14 protein-coding genes are annotated in these 20366 nt (G+C 40.2%); 1 reads left to right on the plus strand and 13 read right to left on the minus strand.

Going from position 1 to position 20366, the window contains the following annotated elements:
• Nucleotides 1–28: 28 nt before the first annotated feature.
• The 7 genes from oleC to HRT55_RS11525 all read right to left on the minus strand — a co-directional run bounded on the left by oleC (nt 29) and on the right by HRT55_RS11525 (nt 12294).
• Nucleotides 29–1828, minus strand: coding sequence for an olefin beta-lactone synthetase (gene oleC / locus HRT55_RS11495; protein ID WP_291621410.1), 1800 nt, complete (start codon nt 1826–1828; stop codon nt 29–31).
• A gap of 113 nt (nt 1829–1941) precedes the next feature.
• Nucleotides 1942–2859: an alpha/beta fold hydrolase gene (locus tag HRT55_RS11500; RefSeq protein ID WP_291621412.1), complete on the minus strand. Its 918-nt coding sequence runs from the start codon at nt 2857–2859 to the stop codon at nt 1942–1944.
• 2 nt (nt 2860–2861) lie between these two features.
• Entirely contained in the window at nt 2862–3911 is a 1050-nt protein-coding gene (locus HRT55_RS11505) for a 3-oxoacyl-ACP synthase III (RefSeq protein ID WP_291616057.1), read from the minus strand.
• Nucleotides 3912–4331: 420 nt separating this feature from the next.
• Nucleotides 4332–8432, minus strand: a complete 4101-nt coding sequence (locus HRT55_RS11510; protein WP_291621414.1) for a thrombospondin type 3 repeat-containing protein — start codon at nt 8430–8432, stop codon at nt 4332–4334.
• A gap of 211 nt (nt 8433–8643) precedes the next feature.
• Nucleotides 8644–9243 (minus strand): hypothetical protein, encoded by a 600-nt coding sequence (locus HRT55_RS11515; RefSeq protein ID WP_291621416.1) that lies wholly within the window; start codon nt 9241–9243, stop codon nt 8644–8646.
• Between the two features lie 577 nt (nt 9244–9820).
• A complete protein-coding gene (ggt, locus tag HRT55_RS11520; RefSeq protein ID WP_291621418.1) occupies nt 9821–11581 on the minus strand; it encodes a gamma-glutamyltransferase in 1761 nt (586 codons plus the stop codon).
• Complete coding sequence (locus HRT55_RS11525) at nt 11581–12294, minus strand: tRNA-uridine aminocarboxypropyltransferase (RefSeq protein WP_291621420.1); 714 nt, start codon at nt 12292–12294, stop codon at nt 11581–11583. Before HRT55_RS11525 ends, ggt begins: the two co-directional genes overlap by 1 nt.
• 124 nt (nt 12295–12418) lie before the next feature.
• Between HRT55_RS11525 and rrtA the strand changes: the two genes are divergently transcribed.
• Nucleotides 12419–13015, plus strand: coding sequence for a rhombosortase (gene rrtA, locus HRT55_RS11530; RefSeq protein WP_291621422.1), 597 nt, complete (start codon nt 12419–12421; stop codon nt 13013–13015).
• On the opposite strand, the gene galE is transcribed toward rrtA, so the two are convergent.
• The 6 genes from galE to cysD form a co-directional block, all read right to left on the minus strand.
• On the minus strand, nt 13002–14024 hold the full coding sequence (gene galE, locus HRT55_RS11535; protein WP_291621424.1) for a UDP-glucose 4-epimerase GalE: 1023 nt from the start codon (nt 14022–14024) through the stop codon (nt 13002–13004). The genes rrtA and galE overlap by 14 nt on opposite strands.
• Nucleotides 14025–14207: 183 nt before the next feature.
• Nucleotides 14208–15254, minus strand: a complete 1047-nt coding sequence (locus HRT55_RS11540) for a DHH family phosphoesterase (protein ID WP_291621842.1) — start codon at nt 15252–15254, stop codon at nt 14208–14210.
• Nucleotides 15255–15271: 17 nt separating this feature from the next.
• Nucleotides 15272–15901 (minus strand): adenylyl-sulfate kinase, encoded by a 630-nt coding sequence (gene cysC / locus HRT55_RS11545; protein ID WP_291621426.1) that lies wholly within the window; start codon nt 15899–15901, stop codon nt 15272–15274.
• 77 nt (nt 15902–15978) lie between these two features.
• Nucleotides 15979–17721 carry an SLC13 family permease gene (locus HRT55_RS11550; protein WP_291621427.1) on the minus strand — a complete coding sequence of 581 codons (1743 nt, stop codon included), beginning with the start codon at nt 17719–17721 and terminating at the stop codon, nt 15979–15981.
• A 146-nt stretch (nt 17722–17867) separates the two neighbouring features.
• Nucleotides 17868–19268, minus strand: coding sequence for a sulfate adenylyltransferase subunit CysN (gene cysN / locus HRT55_RS11555; protein WP_291621429.1), 1401 nt, complete (start codon nt 19266–19268; stop codon nt 17868–17870).
• An 82-nt stretch (nt 19269–19350) separates the two neighbouring features.
• A complete protein-coding gene (cysD, locus tag HRT55_RS11560; protein WP_291621431.1) occupies nt 19351–20250 on the minus strand; it encodes a sulfate adenylyltransferase subunit CysD in 900 nt (299 codons plus the stop codon).
• Between the last annotated feature and the right edge of the window lie 116 nt (nt 20251–20366).

Consider the following 20366-nt stretch of genomic DNA (forward strand, 5'->3'; position numbering starts at 1 on the left):
CTACTTATAAGGTGAGAATTAGCCAGTATTAATCGAGTTCATCTTGAGCCCACACGGCAAGTTTTTCACGGAATATCTTAGCGTTATGACGTATATCAACGGGAAAGTCTTCATGGATTAAAAAATGAGAAATAGCAGCTGTTTGTTTATGCGCCAGTGCTAGCCTTTTTAACGCTGAAAACAGCGCTGATTCATCAAAGTTTTCATCTTGTTTAGCTTCATCTGTTAGCTCAATGCAAAGTAAGGGCACACTCTTCTGGTAAATGGTTACCGCCACTAAAGCGCTACGTTTCACTGAGCTATGGGTATTGAATATTCGCTCACATGGAATAGAAAATAAGGTTTTTCTTTTTGAATTGGTTCCGGTTTCAACGCGATGCGCTTTTCGTCCACACATCCACAATAAGCCAGCTTCATCAAGATATCCTAAATCGCCCATACGATGACGAACGCTATCGCCATCACTTATCTTAGCCTGCGCAGTGGCAGAAGCTCGATGATAGTATTGATGACTCACCATATCGCCTTTAACAACGATTTCACCAATTGTGTTGACCGGTAATGCTAGCTCTTCAGACCAAGCTGCGATCACCTCTTCACTGATAGCGATAATGCTCAATTCAACACCGTTAACAGCACTGCCGACACAAATACCGCCGCCATTGTCGGTGATGTGGCTGGTTGCCAATAAGTCGGCACTGGAAATTTTAGTCAAGGGGAGCGACTCAGTAGCGCCATAGGAAGTTAGTACCGGGACATTGTCGCTAAGTAATTGGGTGAATCGCTCAATAGACGGCAATGTTGCTGGTGCGCCTGCAGAAATCACCCGCTTTAAACTAGGTAGCTTAACTTGCGCCTTAGTGATTTCCTTAACTACTTCCTTAACTGAAGCCTTAGCCAAAGCTTTAGTCGCTGAAACATCAGCAGCACCCGCCTGCCCTAATACTTCGATCAGTGCCGGATTAGCAAATAAATTAGTACATTGATATTTTTCAATGGCGGCAAAGATAAAGTCTGGATTGGCGGTGATCGGCTTACTGGCGTCCATATCTGGGACAATAGATGCCATGCCTAATGCAGGACCAAATAATGAAAACAATGGAAAGGTTGCTAAATCACGTTCGCCTGGCGTAATGCCGTAGTCTTCTTTTAGCGCGGTGATTTGTGCCTCAAACATTTTATGGCTATAAACCACACCTTTAGGTGTACCAGTACTGCCACTGGTAAATAAGATTGCTGACATATCATCATCGTTAAGTTTTACCATTTCAAAAGCTTGCCCTTTATTCACCGGGTAACGCTTTAATAACGCGGTTAAACTCATACCACCGATAAGGGAGGCAAACATATCTGCGCTTGCACCTGCAATATAGCCAGAACCAGCTTCGGTTACTGTTAACAGCTTTTTAACGCTGCTTTTACCCCAGCCAAATAACATTCTAGCGATATGGGCTTTGGGAATACCAATAAAAGCATCCGGTGTCGACTCAACAAAACACTGCTTAAGGTTTTTAATACCCATACCAGGGTCAACTAAAATAGGAATAATACCTGCTTTGAATAAAGCAAAGGTTAAGGCAAAAAACTCAATACTCGGGGTTACCATCAACACAGTTTTCATGCCCGACTTTAGGCCGTAAGCATTTAACGCATAAGCGATGGCATCACTTTGTTGGTGCAAAGCTTCAAAATCAATTTCACGGTAGTAGAGTTGACCTCGTTGGCTTTTTTGCACGGCAACCGCTAACGCCTTGGGCGTTGTTATTGCAGCGTGTGCGAGGTGGCGACATAAGTTAGCTTGCTTGGACACGTCCAAAGTCTCTGTCATGTGTCGTTTCCTTTTAAATGAGCACTAATGAGTTAATTGCTATTGAGTTAGCTCTTTTGAATAAGCCTATAATGAGTCAACGCTTATTAAACTAACTCTTATTGAGCTAATGCTTATTGAATTAGCTTGGCTTCACTAGCACTTAAAAAATCGCTTACCAAGGGCACAACTTCATTACTGGCATCTTCTAAAATGTAGTGACCACAATCATCAAAAGCATGTACTTGCGCTTGTGGAAAACGTTGTTGCCATTCAGCTAAGAAGTGTTTATCAAAAACAAAGTCTTTTAAGCCCCAGCAAATTAACATAGGTAACTTGTTAAACTGCGCTAAACTGTCGCTAATGTCAGAGACCAGCTGATAGTTCCTATCACCGGGCTTTAATGGGATATCTTGAATAAAACGTAAAGTAGAAATACGATTCTGCCAGCTATTAAAAGGTGCTACGTAAGCTTGGCGTATCTCTTTTGCCATCGGTTTACGCTTTACACCAATAACCGAGGCTATTCCTGAGAAGGCATTAAAACCTCGTACCAGTACAGTACCGATAAAAGTATTGCGACCCAGCCATAAAGCCGGAGGTAATTTTTTCGCTTTCGGTAAATGAAAAGCACCGGTGTTTAATATAACCAGACGTTTAATACGTTCAGGATAGCGCGCAGCATAGCCCATACCTATCATGCCGCCCCAGTCATGCACAACTAGGGTGATATTTTCTTTTACTTCTAAATGCTCAAGTAACGCTGCTAAGTCATCTATGCGCTTAGCTAAGGTGTAATCATAGCCTTCATCGTCTGGCTTATCAGAGAAACCACAGCCAATATGATCCGGCACTATGCATTGGTGATTTTTACTTAATTCGCTAACTAGATTACGGTAATAAAAAGACCAGCTAGGATTGCCATGGACCATAACAACAGGCGAGCCCTGCCCTTCATTAACATAATGATATTGATGGCCATTGCGATTGATATAGTTACGGGTAAAAGGGAATAGTTCCGTTAACTTACTCTCTGACATATTATCTGACATGTTTACCACTTAAGCCCCAACATCATACAATTTAAGCCACTACCTATGCCTAAAAAGCTGACATTATCACCTTTTTGTAAGAAGCCTTGATCATGAGCCATAGCAGCAGTAACAGGTAAAGAAACGGTACCCATATTGCCTAGCAGTTTAAAAGTAGGGAATTCTTTTGCTACCGGAATGTTTAAAGCGGTTAACACTTTCTTTTGATTAGCAGCGCCAACTTGATGACAAATTACTTTATCAACTTGCTCAATATCCCATTGACGTTGGTCTAAAAAGTGCTCCCAGGTATCTTTAGCCAGCGCAACACCTTCTTTAAGTAAAGTTACTGCATCAGTGCGCATAAATTCACGAAATAATTGCGGGCCGACTTCTTTTAAGCCCCATTGACATAAATTGTTATGTTCGGGTGCCGATAAGTGACTGGCACCTAATAATTGATGATTACGGTCGGTAGCTAGATTGAAACTACCATCGGTAAGTAGTACCGCTACAGCACCTGAGCCCCCGGTTAAAGTTGCTAAAGATTGGGCATAATTTTGCATGGTTGGCTCGGCAAGCATATCATCAATAGTCACATCAACAATATGACGTGCCGATTCACATGAAACCACCAGACCTGCTTTAATTTGACCAAGCTCAATGCGATTAGCAATATCTAAAATACCCGAAAGTACACCTAAACATGCATTACTGATATCGTAAATTGCCGTGTTTTTTAACACACCAAGTTTTGCTGCGATTCGACAAGCCGTAGCTGGTTCGTGCTGATCGCGACAAACGCCGGTATAAACCACGGCACCTAAATCAGCGGCAGCAATGCCAGTTTCATGCATTACTCTTTGCGCGGCAACAATAGCACCATCGGAAAGAACATGATCTTTTGGCCACCAACGGCGCTCTTCAATTCCGGTTAAAGCAGCGAGCTGCCCCATGGGAATACGAAATTTTTGATATAATGGGGTCAAACGATATTCAAGCTCTGCACTGGTTACCACTTCAGGGGCCAGCTCATACGCTAAGCTATTAATAAAAACGCGGGAATATTTCATTTAGATGGCTGTTGCTTATTTTCTCGGTTAATAATTACACCCTTGTTGACAATTTATTCGATAAATTGCGCTAAACATGCAAGTTAATTAACCTATGTTAATTATTTATGACTATGGGGCGTCATTTGAGCAAGAATATGGCAAGGATTCAACCAAAAATATGATTTATCGACAAACTCCGTTAAATTAAGCGAAATTAAGCACTATTTCCTTGTGTGGTAACTTTATCTGATGGACATAAGTTGTACGTTTATCTGGCTAACTAAGTAAGGAAGGGTCATAGCCATAAATAAAAAAAGCCCTCATAAAGAGAGCCTTACTTAATTAATTAGCCCTTACCTTTCATTTAAGAGCTGCTTAAGAGTCGCTTATTTCTCGCTAAAGTGTCACTTAAATCATGCTTAGATTTCGCTTAATTAGCTAGCGAAATTTGCGTCGATAGAGCAATAACAACAGTGATACTAATGCTAAGAAGGACAAGCTGCCACTACTCGATTTTGTCGGGATTACATCAAGTGAAATGGTGTTATTGTCAACCACCGCGATACCACCAGGGTCATCAATCACGCCATTAGCAATACCATCAGCATCATTGGCGCCACCATCTTCAATCAGTAACTTTAAGCAAGTATCGCCGACATTCAAGCCAACTTGATAAAGATCGCTATGAGGCGCTGGGCAAACACCATTAATGGTAGCACTGGTGGCGATAACGTTATTACTGTCTTCAACAAAATCTACCCACTGCTGCTCACCATTAATTTTACGATAAACAGAGTATTCAACTATTGCATCGCCAAGGGGTAAAACTATGGCCACTGAACGACCAAAAGGCATAATATTGTGTATTTCAAAATCAAAATAGCCCATGGTATTGGCTAAATTGTCTTGTTCAACCAAACCAGTCGCTAAAATCTCCTGTTGTGAAAGCAGTAGACCATCAGAGTTTTGCAGCAATGCAAATTTACCTAACCTTAATTGCAAGCCAGGTTCAGTTTCTGCCAACTTAACTACCGCAGCATTAATATGCAGTGGCTGTAAGTAAGGAATGGTTGAATTATCCATATAAGCGGGTAAGCCATCATTATCATCATCGCTAAAGCCCTCATCAAGATCACTGACACCGTCTCTATCACTATCTAAATTACCTAATATTTTCTGGCTAGCAAATAACGGCATAAAAATATGTTTAGTTTGTGACAACTCAGCACTACCACTATTAGTGCTATTACCGCTATCAGTTACCGTTACCAAAAGACTAATCAGACTTTGATTCGTTTCAGGTAAGCTCACGCTATCGGCTGGAAAGACGAACTGTAATTCATCACTGCTAAGTACTGCATTTAAGTAGTCCGGTATTTGCCAATCAATTTGGTGACTATCTTGGCTATTCGAGTCGCTAATGGTTAAAACCACTGTCACTTCACCATCGTTTTTTGCAATGCTCGGCACTTGTATGCCCTTCTGCCAAACGGTGACATTAATATTAGGAGCAACATTAGCTTCGGTCACGGTAATAATATGCTTGGCATGCACGCCAGCATTAACACCTTGTTCAAAGCTAACAATCAACTCTTCATCACCTTCGAGTTGAAAATCATTATTGAGATTAATATCAATAAAACCAGCAGTGCCCTGTGTTATCACTATTTTGTTATCAACAAGGTTATAATCAGCATTATCGACACTGCCGGTAATGCTTATTGGTAAAGTCACCGGATATACTGGCGCTTCACCCGATAAAATCACCTCAACACGAGCAACACCACCCTCAGCAACTATCTGCGAAGCTGAAAAATTCACTAGGGGATGAATATTTACGGTTTGCTCAACAGTGGCAATATTACCGGCGTTATCGACTGCTCGCCAAAGAACAGACAATAAACCCGAGCTAACATTTTTAGCACCGGTTTCAAATCCTAGTGCAGTTAAACCACAACAGCTTGCACCATCTAGTCCATCTTGCACTGAAATATTAGTCAAAAAGATTAATCGCTGTAAATTTAGTTTGGTAAAGGTATGGTCGGCATTAATATGTACTGCCTGTGGTGGCGTAATAATAGGCGCATAATCATCCAATAAAGGATGTGTGCCCGCTAACGCTTCTGCGCCGTTGGTAACACCATCAAAATCGGTATCTAATAAGGCATCGTCGCCATTAAGTGGATCAAAGTTATGCAATAGCTCAAACTCATCACTCATACCATCGCCATCATCATCAAGATCTGCATTGTTACCAATAAGATCACCATCGGTATCAATATGCTCAGTGGGGTCCAATGGCAACTGGTCTTCAAAATCTAGATAGCCATCATTATCATCATCACTGTCAAAAACATTACCTAAGCCATCACCGTCAGTGTCTGTACCTTCAACGGGATTATTAGGGAAATCATCATCTATATCTCTAATGCCATCATTGTCATCATCACTATCCGCATTGTCACCTATGCCATCATTATCGGCATCAAGCCACTCGGTTGCATCAAGTGGAAACAAATCTATGCTATCTGCACGGCCATCGCCATCATCATCGGTATCAGCATTATTACCTATGCCGTCATTATCGGTATCAAACCATTCTAGTGGGTCGTTATCAAAAGCATCGATTACATCGGTGAAACCATCGTTATCATCATCACTGTCCGCATTGTCACCAACACCATCACCGTCGCTATCATATTGCTCGTTAGCATTGAGTGGGTAGGCATCACAAGGTAAACCATTTCCTGTGCAATCTAAAACTCCATCTCCATCATCATCAGTGTCGGCATTATTACCAATTAAGTCACTATTAGTTGGATGATTCGCATCAGTATTAAGCCATTCACTTGGATCTAAAGGAAAAGCATCGCTGCCATCAACAATGCCGTCATTATCATCATCAGGATCGGCATTATTACCCACGCCATCACCATCGGTATCTTGCCACTCTAAAGGATTTAATGGAAAAAGATCACAAGGGAAATTAGTTCCTGTACAGTCTAAAATACCATCCCCAATACCTGTAGTAGCATGAGTATCATCATCATCATCATCCACATTGGGAATGCCATCACCATCGGTATCTGTTGTTGCTAACATTTGAAATGGAAAAGCATCGTTGCCACTATAAACTGGGTCTAGAAGATCATTGTAATTACCTGAAGAAAAATTTCCATTAGTTACGCCATCACCATCAATATCAGAATCGCGTCTATCTCCAATGCCATCCCCATCTAGATCCTTTTGTACGGCACTATCTAAGGGAAATACATCACTTACATCTGGTTCGCCATCATTATCATCATCATCATCGGCATTATTACCAATGCCATCGCCATCAGTATCTACATACTCACCGGCATCAAAAGGAAAATCATCATTACCCGTAAAGACAGTGTCTGATGGATCATTGTAGTTGCCCGTTGTAAATGGACCATTAGTTACGCCATCACCATCAATATCACTATCACTTTTATCGCCTAAGCCATCGCCATCAGTATCTTTTTGCTCACTGGCAAGAAAAGGAAATGCATCATCGGTATTTAATGCGCCATCGCCATCAATATCAGTATCGCTATTATCACCAATACCATCATTATCGAAATCTAAATGTTCAAGTGAATTTAATGGGAATACATCAATACTATCCTGGACACCATCGCCATCATCATCATCATCGGCGTTATTACCTATGCCATCATTGTCGGTATCTAGCGTTTCTAATGGATCAAGGGGCATATCGTCAAAGATGTCTAATACGCCATCACCATCATCATCTGTATCGGTATTATTACCGACACCATCACCATCGGTGTCATACCACTCACTAGGATCATACCGAAATACATCAAGGGTGTTTACAAAGCCATCACCATCAATATCAGGATCTTGCGCATCACCTACACCATCACCATCAAGATCGGCATTAACATTAAAATCTAATGGAAAGGCATCATCACCATCATTTACGCCATCACCATCGTCATCAATATCTGCGTTATTACCAATACCATCAAGATCGGTATCTATAGTTTCTAATGGGTCTAAGGGAAATTGGTCGTAAACATCAAGCACACCGTCACCATCATCATCACTATCGGCATTATTACCGATACCATCAAGATCAGTATCTAAACTTTCTAACGGATTTAGCGGGAAAACATCCAGTAAATCGGGTACCCCATCATTATCATCATCGGTGTCTGTATTATTACCTAAGCCATCGTTGTCGGTATCGAGCCATTCGCTAGGGTCTCTAGGCAGGGGATCATAAAGATTAATAGCAAGATCGCCATCATCGTTATTGTCGAGGCCACCGTCAGTACCATTAAGAAGGCCATCACCATCAATATCAGGATCGCTATTATTACCAATACCATCAAGATCGGTATCAATCCATTCAAGGGGGTCAGCCGGAAATAAATCAACGGAATCATCATAGCCATCACCATCGGTATCAATGGCAAAAACACTACTACTGAAGACAAGTAAAGCTATGCTTAAAAATTTAAAGCAACGTATTTTATACTTCAACACACGCTTCTCCAAAGAAAGTTGTATCTGGGGCAGTTCCAGATAATTAGATCAATTAACCCTAGTAAAGTTACTAGGGATGAAAGGATTATAGTTGTAAGTTTAGCTGTAAAAAAAGCTGTTACAGATATCATAGGATATCGGCATATTTAGCAAAAACTTGAATAATTAAAGTTTTAATATCACTAGTAACTAACAGCCAAGAAATAGCTAGCTAATAGCCAATCTGGCGACCAAAGCGATAATTAAAGCCAATAAATAAGGTGCTGATACTGCCGAAGTCAGAGTAACTGGGGTAATGTTTAAACCCGATATGCATAGCAGAGTTTTTAGTAAAACTTTTTTGTAGAGAAATAGATAACACTGGATTGATATCACCTTGCTCAGCAAAGTACCTCTCATCAGCCTTAGGATCGAGAGGAATGAGTTTATGTTCGCTCAAGTTAACCGATGCCCCTAACTGGAACTCAACCATCAGAGTCTTTATAAATTTGTCGTAAGATCTAGGGTAATAACGATAGCCTAGTGAGAGATCTATGGTTTGAATAGTAAAATCAAAGCCTGCACTATCCCATACGACACTAATTTTATCCAAATCTGAAATCTCGACATTTTCAAAGCGGTTATAACTTACCTGCCAATTAAAGGCTTTTTGCTTAAAAAATTCATCGCCAATTGAAAGGCTATAACCAAAGCTTTTATCTTGATCGACTTTATGTAATTGCACCGAACTCTCAAGTGCATGACTATTACCATGCCAGATAGCCATAAAAAAACATAAAATTTGCGTGGCATGCTGAATACTTCTCGCCATTACTATTTTTCTCCTGCCAACAAATATCTAATCTTTAGTCAGTTTTTTGTCGGTAAAAAGGGACATAACTTATAAATAGAGTTAAGCAAAAATCACACCAAAAGTGATACTTAATAGCCGTTTAATTAAGTTTGTGGCCTTGTTGTGCAAAGGAAAAATAAATAAAGCAAGGCGAACCATTGAACAATAACTGGCTATTGGCATTGAGAGCAACACCGCATTGGCGTATTTTATCCCACACAAGTGGGCAATAATTTAATGGCATTGGTATAAGTAATGGCATTGGTATAAGTAATGGCTATTAAATTTAAATTAAGCATATGCTGACTTTATCAAGAAGGTATTATTGCAACGTTTACACAGAGTTTTTCACGGTAAGGTGTTACCAAAGCTTTGATAAAGTTATTTTAATAAACTTATGGTGGGAGGTTAACGGCAACATTAAGCCCTTTTGAGCGCCTAATTGCCGCTATATTTGTTGCCTGTTAGCAGTCTTTCTTGACCTTTATATACCTGTACGTTGAATTGTGACAGGTATATATTAGAAGTTTCACTTTACACTTTTCTCATTGATAGCTTAACGACCTAACGCTAGCCCTTCTCGGCGAGGGTCTGCGCCACCAACAAGCCCACTGTTAGTTACTTCTATAGCGTGCAAACCACTGTTTAACGCCCTAACGTTTACTCTATGTCCCTTAGCTTCAAGGGCTGGCTTTAACTTGGCAATATCGGTATCTAGTTCAAGTGTGGTCACTGAATTTCGGTTAGTCACCTTAGGCAAATTTATCGCTTGTTGCACATTAAGCTGCCAATCTAAAACACCTACAATGGTTTGCGCGACATAATTAATAATACGACTGCCACCGGGGGCACCAACAACTAAACGCAATAAATTATCTTCATTAAAGACCATCATTGGCGCCATAGAGCTGCGCGGCCTTTTTAATGGCTCAACACGGTTAGCTACCCATTTTCCATCGCGTTTGGGTGCTAATGAAAAATCAGTTAATTGGTTATTTAAAATAAAGCCCTGCACCATTAATGCTGAGCCAAAACCATTTTCAATACTACTGGTCATTGATATGGCATTACCTTGCTTATCCACAACAACCAAATGAGTCGTAGAGGGTCTTTCAATTGCGTTATCATTGGCAAGCACTAAACTATTTTGTGGATTGCCTGCGACTGCCAGGCCCATATCTGTTTTTTCATCGATTAAAGCGGCGCGTTTAACTAAATAATCCGCGGCTAATAGACCTTTAACCGGTACGCTAACAAAATCACTATCGGCAATGTATTTATTCCTGTCAGCAAAAGCTAAGCGCGCACTTTGTGTTAATAAGTGCACTGCAGGTAATGAGTTAGGCGGATATTGTCCAAGGTCAAAAGATTGTAATTGCGCTAATATTTGAATAACACTGATACCACCAGAGCTTGGCGGTGCCATACCACAAACTTTATATTGATGATAAGGTCCACAAACAGCTGCTCGCTCTATTGCTTGATAGTTTTTCATATCATCAAGACTTAATAGTCCAGGAGAAATGGCAGAGTTTTGAACTTTTTCGACAATTTTTTTCGCTATCCAACCCTGATAGAAAACCTCAACACCGTCTTTAGCAATGCTGCGTAAGACTTTAGCGAGTTTAGGGTTTTTTAAAGTATCACCGGCTTTTATGCCAATACCATTTGGCGAAAAATACTGCTTTATTTCCGGTAAAATATGTATACCCGGGTTGAAATTCATCCCTAGTAATTTTTCTAAACGCGCTGAGACAATAAAGCCTTGTTCAGCTAACTCAATAGCAGGCTGAAATAATGTCTGCCATGGCAAGACGCCAAACTGCTGATGAGCTTTGTTAAGTGCGGCAAGTAAACCAGGCACACCAACCGACTTACCACCAACAACAGCTTCAGACCAATTTAATGGTTTACCCTGCTCAGTTAAAAACAAGGCACTGGTCACTTGTTGTGGCGCGGTTTCTCTACCATCATAAGTGGTTAATTGTTGCTTTTTATTATGCCAATGCAGCATAAAGGTACCACCACCTAAGCCTGAGGATTGTGGCTCGACTAAGCTCAACACTAGCTGCGCCGCAATAGCAGCATCAACAGCGCTGCCACCTTTGTCAAGCATTGCCAAACCTGCTTTACTGGCATAGGGATTAGCAGCAACCACCATATATTGCTTAGCAGAAACAGCTTGTTTTTGATTAAAACCAGTTGCGGCTTCAGGCTCACGGATTTCACGTTTCGCTTGCGCCGCTTGGCTTAATAGGAGCTGAGCAACAATCAATGTTACTGTGGAAAGCCGTAATAAAAATGAACTATGAATCATCAAGTTTCCTCTAAAGGGGTTTTATGTCCAGGTCTAAAAGATAATTGGAACTGATTGAATTGTTGAAATTTTTCCAGTAGCGGTTGATATTTCCCTGCATGCTCAGGGCTAATCGGCAAACAGTCATGTTCATCCTGCTCTAGAATGGCTAAAGCATAACAGCTTGCTTCTAAACTAGATAAAGCATTTTTTTTAGCTACTTTTCGAATATGATATTGTCCTGCATTCGCCAGATGATCTGGCAGGCATACTTGCGGTAATTGTTGTAATTTGGTTGACAACATAAACATACGATAGGCTTTTTTCCAGGTGGCATCGAGAATAACCAGACAAAGCGGCTTGCTATTATCCTCTGTACTCACTTGATGATTATGGCGAGTATCAGGCATATATTGAGTGTTAGGCTGATAATTAAGTAATTTTGTTATTAAGTGTTCATCAAGGACATGTGCTTGCTCACTTGGGTAGAGCAATACTGGCTGATACTGCGCCATAACTTGTAGAAATCCTTGCTCATCATCAAAACTTTCACCCACCAGTACTTGGCATTTACGGAGTGATTTAGCTAATAAGGCAACCGTGCCTTTAGTGTGTGATACTTCATTAGGGTGTTGTAAAATAACAAGGTGGATATCATTTGCGATATCCGCAGTAAAAGCACAGATACAAGCTTTTTCAGGCCGATGACAGTTTGGACAAAGTATTCGAGACATAGAATATTTAAATAAAACACAATAAATGAATCGGTCATTGTATACTTTATTAGTTTTATATAAATCCATATCTTATAAATAACAGATAAATATACAATAATATTAACCATTAGCTTTTAACCACATGCCATTAACCTTTAAAAATCTGCCTTTCTCTAAGCAGCACAGCCTGCTAGTTATCTGCGTCGCCTTTTTAGCTATCGTGGCTTTTTTGTTTAATGATGCCCTGAGTAACTTGTTAGTTTACCAGCATAAATTAATCAGCCAAGGTGAGCTGTGGCGCACTTTCACTGGCCACTTCTTGCACACTAATGGTATTCATCTGCTGTTGAATTTGGCAGCATTAATATTGTTGTGGGCGTTGCATGGCCATTTCTATAGTCTAAAAAATTACAGCATGCTGTTTATCAGCTCGGCGTTAATTTGCAGTGCTGGTTTATACTTTTTTTCTCCTGACATTGGTCAATATGTTGGTCTATCGGGTGTCTTGCACGGCATTTTCATTTTCGGCGCCATCATGGATATCCGAGATAAAGATAAGACCGGTTACCTTTTATTTGTCGGCGTCTGGCTTAAAATTGCCCATGAGCAGTTTTACGGAGCCAGTGAAGAGGTGTCTGCCTTGATTGATGCTAGCGTGGCAATAGATGCACATTTATGGGGTGCGGTAGGCGGTTTATTCTTTAGCTGTTGCTATTTATTGGTGATTAAAAACCATTAGGGTTTTCAGACTGCCAGCGCCAAATATCTTGGATCATAGCAGTTAGGTCCAACTTGGCCTGCCAACCTAATAATTCCTTGGCTAAAGAGGCATCGGCATAGACAGTGGCTAAGTCGCCTGCTCTGCGCGGCACTATTTGATAAGGAATAGCTTGCTGACTAATTTCCTTGAAAGTATTCACTATTTCTAATACTGAAGTACCGTTGCCAGTACCTAAGTTTATCGCCCGACAACCGATTACCGTGCCCTTATCATGAGCTAAGCTTTCTAGTGCTTTTACATGCCCTTGGGCTAAATCGACTACATGAATATAGTCACGCACGCCAGTTCCGTCTTGGGTATCATAGTCATCGCCAAAAACTTGTAGTTGAGCTAAACGCCCTACTGCCACTTGGGCAACATAAGGTAATAAATTATTAGGGATGCCATTTGGGTTTTCACCAATTAAGCCCGATTGATGAGCACCAATGGGATTAAAATAACGCAAACAAGCAATTGACCAAGCCTTATCACTTTTGGCTAAATCAAAGAGGATATTTTCAACCATTAACTTAGTTTGACCATAAGGATTAGTCGCTGAGGTTGCCATGGTTTCATTTAAAGGAGAAACGTTATTGCCATACACTGTCGCTGAAGAGCTAAACACTAAGTTTTTTACATTATGATTAGCCATCACTTGCAATAAAACTAAGGTACCAGAGACATTATTTTGATAGTAAGCCAGTGGAATTTCATTAGACTCGCCCACTGCTTTATAGCCGGCAAAGTGGATAACCGCTTCAATATTGTGGTCATTAAAAACTTGCTCTAGCGCGTCTTCATCACAGATATCCGCTTTAATAAAAGTAACGGTTTTATTGGTGATTCTTTCAATACGCTCAAGCACTTTAGTTGAAGAGTTAGATAAATTATCGACGATAACAATATCTTGCTCATTTGTACTTTGCAGTAACTCTACAACGGTATGGCTACCAATATAACCGGTACCACCTGTGATTAATAAACTCATGGTATTCCTATTCTTTTTATTCATTTGTTAAAATAGCTTACTGAAATAGCTTGTAGAATTAACTTAATAAAAACTATTAAAACAGCTCAAACTGATAATAACTATTTTAACGCTTAGTTTTTAACTTGCATAGCAGTTTCTAACGTTGGTACTTTTAAAAGTAGCTAACCTTGGTACTTGCTTTTAATGCTGATAATAGCTGGCAACCTGTTTAATAAATTCATCTAATCGACCTTTCGGTAAAGCATTAACGCCAGCAGCTGCGGCTCTACCGCCACCTGTCGGGAACTGAGCACAAATATCACCAGCACCTTGCTTATTATTTAATGGTGCCCGCAAACTTACCGTATAACTTTGCCCACATTCTTCACTGGTAGTGGTTTCTGCACTGGTATCAGTTTCTACATTGATTTCACTTTGAACAACTACTTTAGCTTGATTAAGAGTAATAACAATATGGGCTTTGTCCGGTGCTTCATTGGCTAACGCATTACCAAAAACGCCACTAACTCGCCTGGCCCAAGGAGCATCATCAAGAACAATAGTTTTCACAAGATGACTATCAGTTAATACTTTCGCTGCTTGAGCTTGTTCCATATCCGCTAAATACGCGGTTTTTAATTGACTAAAAATAGAGTTCTCTTGGGCAATTAAAACAAAAGGGTCTGGATAATGAATTAATAAGGTAAATAGCTCGGCCGGATGAAAATGTAAATCACTAAGCTCTTGTCCGTAGCCATTGTAATTGATATAAGTACCTAGCTCATTAAGTTGTGCTTGCTGTAACTCTGATAAACCGACTTGTTTCGCTAAAGTACTGGCACTAGCGTGCATATTATCACCATAAGCAGCTGCTATTGCCCAGTTTACATGGGCACCTTTTAGATAGTCATTGATCAATAAACTGGTACAGGTATTGGCATCGGTATCAAGTATGCTAGTTAGCAAGGCTGACTGGGGGATATCACCGGTTCTATGATGATCAACATAAAATACCGGCACTTGTGCAGTAAGTAACTTCTGTAAGGCCTGGTTATTTTTCTCTAAAGAAAGATCTAACACTGTCACTGAAGTAGCTTTTGAACTATCTACTTGTTGCAATAAATTAATATCACGCTTAACACCAGTAATTAACTGACTAGGTACTTGCTCTGCTTGACCTTGAGCTAAACGTATTTGTAATAAAGCAATGATGCCATCGGCATCACCATTAAAAACATCATAATGCATGGGCATGATTTTCCATTTTAGCTAAAATTATCAACGCTAATAAAATTATGCTCAATTAAGTAACCAACAATTTGTTCTGCACATTGCTCAATAGATTGCTCTGCCGTTTTGACATGAATTTGCGGCGCAATCGGCACATCATAGGTTGAGTCTATGCCAGTAAAGTCTTTAATTTCCCCTGCGCGAGCTTTTTTATATAAACCTTTAGGGTCACGCTGCTCACAAACACTTATCGGCGTATCGATATACACCTCAATAAACTCTCCCGCTTCAAGCTTAGCTTTAGCTAACGCTCTATCACTGGCAAAAGGTGAGATAAATGCAGTTGAAACAATCAGACCTGCATCAAGGAATAACTTGGCGACTTCTGAGATCCTGCGAATATTCTCAATGCGCGCCTCATCACTGAAACCTAAATCACCATTAAGACCATGACGGACATTGTCACCATCAAGTAAATAGCTGTGACAGGCAAATTTATACAATAAAGCATCAACAGCATTAGCCACGGTAGATTTACCTGAGCCACTTAAGCCGGTATACCAAAGTAACGCTGGCTTTTGTTTCTTTAAAGCCGAGCGTTGCAATTTACTAATGTGTTGGTCATGCCATACGGTGTTTTGGGTTTGCATACTGTCTGTTTTCATAAAAAGACTCATATTAGGTAATTTTATTTGTTCCGCACAATATCAATCGGTACTGAATGAATATGTACTGAAATGACTTAAAAGGGAAAAACTAACGGGATCACCAGGATCACGGTAACAGTGTAAATAATTGAAATGGGTAAACCAAAACTGACAAAGTCTTTTAATTGGTAATTACCTGCATTATACACCATGACATTGGTTTGATATCCGTAAGGACTGATAAAACTACCGCTGGCAGCAAAAGCGACAGCCATCACAAACGGTGTTGGGTCAACACCAAGTCCTAAGGCAATATTATAGGCAATAGGAAAGGCTAACGCTGCCGCCGCTGTGTTAGTAATTAGCTCAGTCATGATTAGGGTTAAGACAAAAATAACCACAAAAGCAAGGTAGATACTTTGGCCAAAGAGCAAGCTCTCGATGTTTTGAGCAAACATAGTGGCTATGCCGGTATTTTCCACCGCTGATGCCAAGGTTAATGCCCCTAAAACTATCATCCAAATCTCTAAAGGAAAACGACGTTTTATCTCATTAACTGAAAGTGAGCCACTAAAAATCAAGAAAGCTAAATAAATAAATAAGCAGCTTAATAAAGGTAACGGGGTAAATACTGAGACTAAGATACTGGCGATAAAGCCCCACACTGTAGTGTAATCACGCCAACCACTGAGCATATTATCAGCTTGATGACCCGATAATATATAGAAATTTTTCGACAGATTAGGCCTGGTGGCAAAATCTTGCCCTACGGCTAATACTAAAAAATCACCGGGTTGCAGCACTATATCACCCAATTTTCCCGATAAAGCACCACCTTCTCTGCGTACAGCCACTACCGCGGCATCAAAGCGAGCACGAAAACCGGCTTTTTTTAAGGTTTTTCCGGCAATGGTAGAATCGGCTTTAACCAAAACCTCGGTTAAGTTATCACGCAACAAATTCTCTCGCAGTAAATTACCTTGCTCAGCATATAAATTCAAGCCATCGAACTGCTGTAAAGTCAGCACTTTTGAGATATCACCACTGAAAATAAGCTTATCGCTGGCTTGTACACATTCTTCCGGGCAAACGGGGGAAATTAATCGTCCTTGACGGACTATTTCTACTAAAAATAACGAGTCTAAATTTCTCAGACCATTTTCTTCAATACTTTTACCTATTAAGCTTGAAGACTTTGCTACTTCGGCTTCGAGTAAATAGTCATTGGTCGCTAAATCATCATCAACCAAGTAAGGTAAAGAGCGGCTGCGCAGTAAAATAACAAAAAGACATAAAACAAAAGCCGATAAACCAATTAAGGTAAAATCAAAAAAACCGAAACCTTTATGGCCCTGCTTAATCAATAAGCTATTGACTATAAGGTTAGTTGATGTGCCCACTAGGGTTAACGTGCCACCTAATATAGCGGCATAAGAAAGTGGTAATAATAACTTGCCAGCATTAATCAGTTTATTTTTTTTCACTGTGTTGATAAGTGTTGCCACCACAGCCGTATTACTCATAATCGCTGACGCTAAGGCAGTGCCGAGTAATAAGCGAAAGGTAGACTTTACTTTAGAACCGTTAAAGACCCCGGCGGATAAGCGCCTTAAAATACTGGTGCGTTCAAAGGCGAAAGAACATAACACCAGTAGTACCAGCGTTACTAGACCGGGATTGACCGCATTGCTAAGAATGTCATCAACGCTGACAAACGACAGTGCTAAACACAACAATACCGTCACCGAGAAAACGCGTTCTGGTACTTGGCTGTATTTAACTAAGCTGATAAAGGTGGCAACAAAAACGCCTATCATCAACCACTGCTCTATTGTCATCTAATTTCATCCTTCAAAAAAACAAGGTCGTTAAAACTGATTTATATTCAGCTTAAAACGACCTAGTTATTTAACCTCAGCTCAGGATAATATAGTCAAAAGCTGTGCGGCTGCCAAAGGCAGCAAAACGGTTAGTGAATATCACCTTATTTGGTAATATCGCGTGCACCCCAGTGTGGGAACTGCTTGCGAACTAATGCATTCAACTCTAATTCAAAGCTTGAATATTCATGAGTTTTCTCATCAATAGCATGATTAATCATACCCGCGCCAACAGTGACGTTGCTTAATCTATCGATGATGATAAACGCACCCGTAGCTCGATTGTCTCCATAAGCATCAAAATGTAAGGCTTCGCTGGTCACAAAGTTAACGATACCTATGTCATTAATTGCCAATTGAGTGCTAGGCAACTTTTCCATGGTATTAACGTCATACTTGCTATCAATACTTTGTGCATGACCGGTAGTCATTTTACTTCCGTGTTTGATATAGTATTCACGACCCGGCTCAAGTTCATTGTCATGCATCCATACCACGGTGGCACTAAACTCTTTTGCTGAAATAGGTAAACACCCTTTTTTAACAATGGTTTCGCCGCGACTGATATCAATTTCATCTTCAAGGGTTAGCGTAACCGCCATACCTTTATCCGCACGTTCTAAATTACCATCAAAAGTAACGATTTCTTTTATCACACTTTCTTTACCTGATGGCAAAGCAACAATCGTATCGCCAACGAGTACATGACCAGAAGCAACAGTGCCAGCAAAACCACGAAAGTCGAGATTTGGACGGTTAACCAGTTGTACTTGGTAACGAAATTGCGTGAACTCTTCTTGTGTCTTAACATCGATGGTATTTAGCAGTTTCATCAAAGTAGCGCCTGGATACCAAGGCATATTTTCACTTTCTTCAACAACATTATCGCCATTTAACGCTGACATAGGGATAAAGCGTACATCCGTAAATTCAAGTGACTCGGTAAATTCACGGTACTCTTTTTTAATCGCTTGATAGCGCTCCTGAGAATAGTCAACCAAGTCCATTTTATTGACGGCCACAATAATGTGTTTAATACCTAATAATGAACAAATAAACGAATGACGACGGGTTTGCACCTGCACACCATAACGGGCATCAATCAAGATAATAGCGATATCACAGGTTGACGCACCGGTTGCCATATTACGGGTATATTGCTCATGACCTGGTGTGTCGGCGATAATAAACTTACGTTTATCAGTGGAGAAATAACGATAAGCAACATCAATGGTAATGCCCTGCTCACGCTCAGACTGTAAACCATCAACTAATAGTGCCAAATCTATGGAATCACCGGTGGTACCTGATTTTTTTGAATCTTTTTCAATGGCGGCAAGCTGATCTTCAAAAATCATCTTTGAATCATGTAATAAACGCCCAATTAAGGTACTTTTACCATCATCGACACTACCACAGGTTAAGAAACGTACTAACTCTTTGTTTTCATGTTGCTTTAAATAAGCTTGAATATCTTCTTCGATTAAGTCTGATTGGTGACTCATAAGTTTTTCCTTCGGAAATTTTTCATCAATGTTTATTAAATAAAGGTGCTATAAAGTAAATGCTAGGTTTAGCGTTTAATACTTAGAAATAGCCTTCCATTTTCTTCTTCTCCATCGAACCAGCGCTATCGTGATCTATCACTCGCCCTTGGCGTTCAGAGGTTTTGGTTAATAACATTTCTTGAATTATTTCAGGTAAGGTATCCGCTGTTGACTCAACAGCGCCCGTTAACGGGTAACAACCTAGCGTTCTAAAACGCACACTCTTCATTTGAACTTCTTCATCGTCACCAATCGGCATACGATCATCGTCAACCATGATCAAAGTGCCATCACGTTCCACTACAGGACGTTTTTTCGCTAAATAAAGTGGCACAATCGGAATACTTTCTAAGTAGATGTACTGCCAAATATCAAGTTCAGTCCAGTTAGATAACGGGAAGACACGGATGCTTTCGCCCTTATGTACTTTACCATTGTAGATATTCCACAACTCTGGACGCTGGTTTTTTGGGTCCCAGCGATGATTTTCATCACGGAACGAGTAAACACGCTCTTTAGCACGTGATTTCTCTTCATCGCGACGAGCGCCACCAAAAGCAGCATCAAAACCGTATTTGTTTAGTGCTTGTTTTAAGCCTTGAGTTTTCATTACATCGGTATGAGTAGCACTACCGTGAGTAAAGGGTCCCATGCCCATGGCCATGCCTTCTGGATTTTGATGCACAAGTAATTCAAAGCCATACTCTTTCGCTATTTTATCGCGAAAGGCTATCATTTCTTTAAATTTCCAGTTGGTATCAACATGTAATAATGGGAAAGGAATTTTACCCGGCGCAAAGGCTTTTCGAGCAAGATGAAGTAATACTGCCGAGTCTTTACCGACAGAGTACAACATCACGGGATTATCAAATTCAGCCGCTACCTCACGAAAAATATGGATAGACTCGGCTTCAAGCTTTTTTAAATGGGTTAAATTCATTGCTAATACAAACTTTATGAAAAATTAATAAGCTTATAATGCCACAAAGAGAATTATTTTCCATATAACAAACGCATTCGATATAACTAAAAGTAATAACGAGCTTGGTGTTTTAT

Origin of the sequence: Colwellia sp. (assembly GCF_013214175.1) — a bacterium.
Lineage (GTDB): Bacteria > Pseudomonadota > Gammaproteobacteria > Enterobacterales > Alteromonadaceae > Colwellia.

What these genes read in the sequence shown, in the direction of transcription:
- HRT55_RS11525 (WP_291621420.1), bottom strand. Translation starts at nt 12,294, where the DNA reads ATGTCTCGAATACTTTGTCCAAACTGTCATCGGCCTGAAAAAGCTTGT.
- galE (WP_291621424.1), bottom strand. Translation starts at nt 14,024, where the DNA reads ATGAGTTTATTAATCACAGGTGGTACCGGTTATATTGGTAGCCATACC.
- HRT55_RS11505 (WP_291616057.1), bottom strand. Translation starts at nt 3,911, where the DNA reads ATGAAATATTCCCGCGTTTTTATTAATAGCTTAGCGTATGAGCTGGCC.
- rrtA (WP_291621422.1), top strand. Translation starts at nt 12,419, where the DNA reads ATGCCATTAACCTTTAAAAATCTGCCTTTCTCTAAGCAGCACAGCCTG.
- cysD (WP_291621431.1), bottom strand. Translation starts at nt 20,250, where the DNA reads ATGAATTTAACCCATTTAAAAAAGCTTGAAGCCGAGTCTATCCATATT.
- cysN (WP_291621429.1), bottom strand. Translation starts at nt 19,268, where the DNA reads ATGAGTCACCAATCAGACTTAATCGAAGAAGATATTCAAGCTTATTTA.
- HRT55_RS11550 (WP_291621427.1), bottom strand. Translation starts at nt 17,721, where the DNA reads ATGACAATAGAGCAGTGGTTGATGATAGGCGTTTTTGTTGCCACCTTT.
- cysC (WP_291621426.1), bottom strand. Translation starts at nt 15,901, where the DNA reads ATGAAAACAGACAGTATGCAAACCCAAAACACCGTATGGCATGACCAA.
- HRT55_RS11500 (WP_291621412.1), bottom strand. Translation starts at nt 2,859, where the DNA reads ATGTCAGATAATATGTCAGAGAGTAAGTTAACGGAACTATTCCCTTTT.
- oleC (WP_291621410.1), bottom strand. Translation starts at nt 1,828, where the DNA reads ATGACAGAGACTTTGGACGTGTCCAAGCAAGCTAACTTATGTCGCCAC.
- HRT55_RS11540 (WP_291621842.1), bottom strand. Translation starts at nt 15,254, where the DNA reads ATGCATTATGATGTTTTTAATGGTGATGCCGATGGCATCATTGCTTTA.
- HRT55_RS11515 (WP_291621416.1), bottom strand. Translation starts at nt 9,243, where the DNA reads ATGGCGAGAAGTATTCAGCATGCCACGCAAATTTTATGTTTTTTTATG.
- ggt (WP_291621418.1), bottom strand. Translation starts at nt 11,581, where the DNA reads ATGATTCATAGTTCATTTTTATTACGGCTTTCCACAGTAACATTGATT.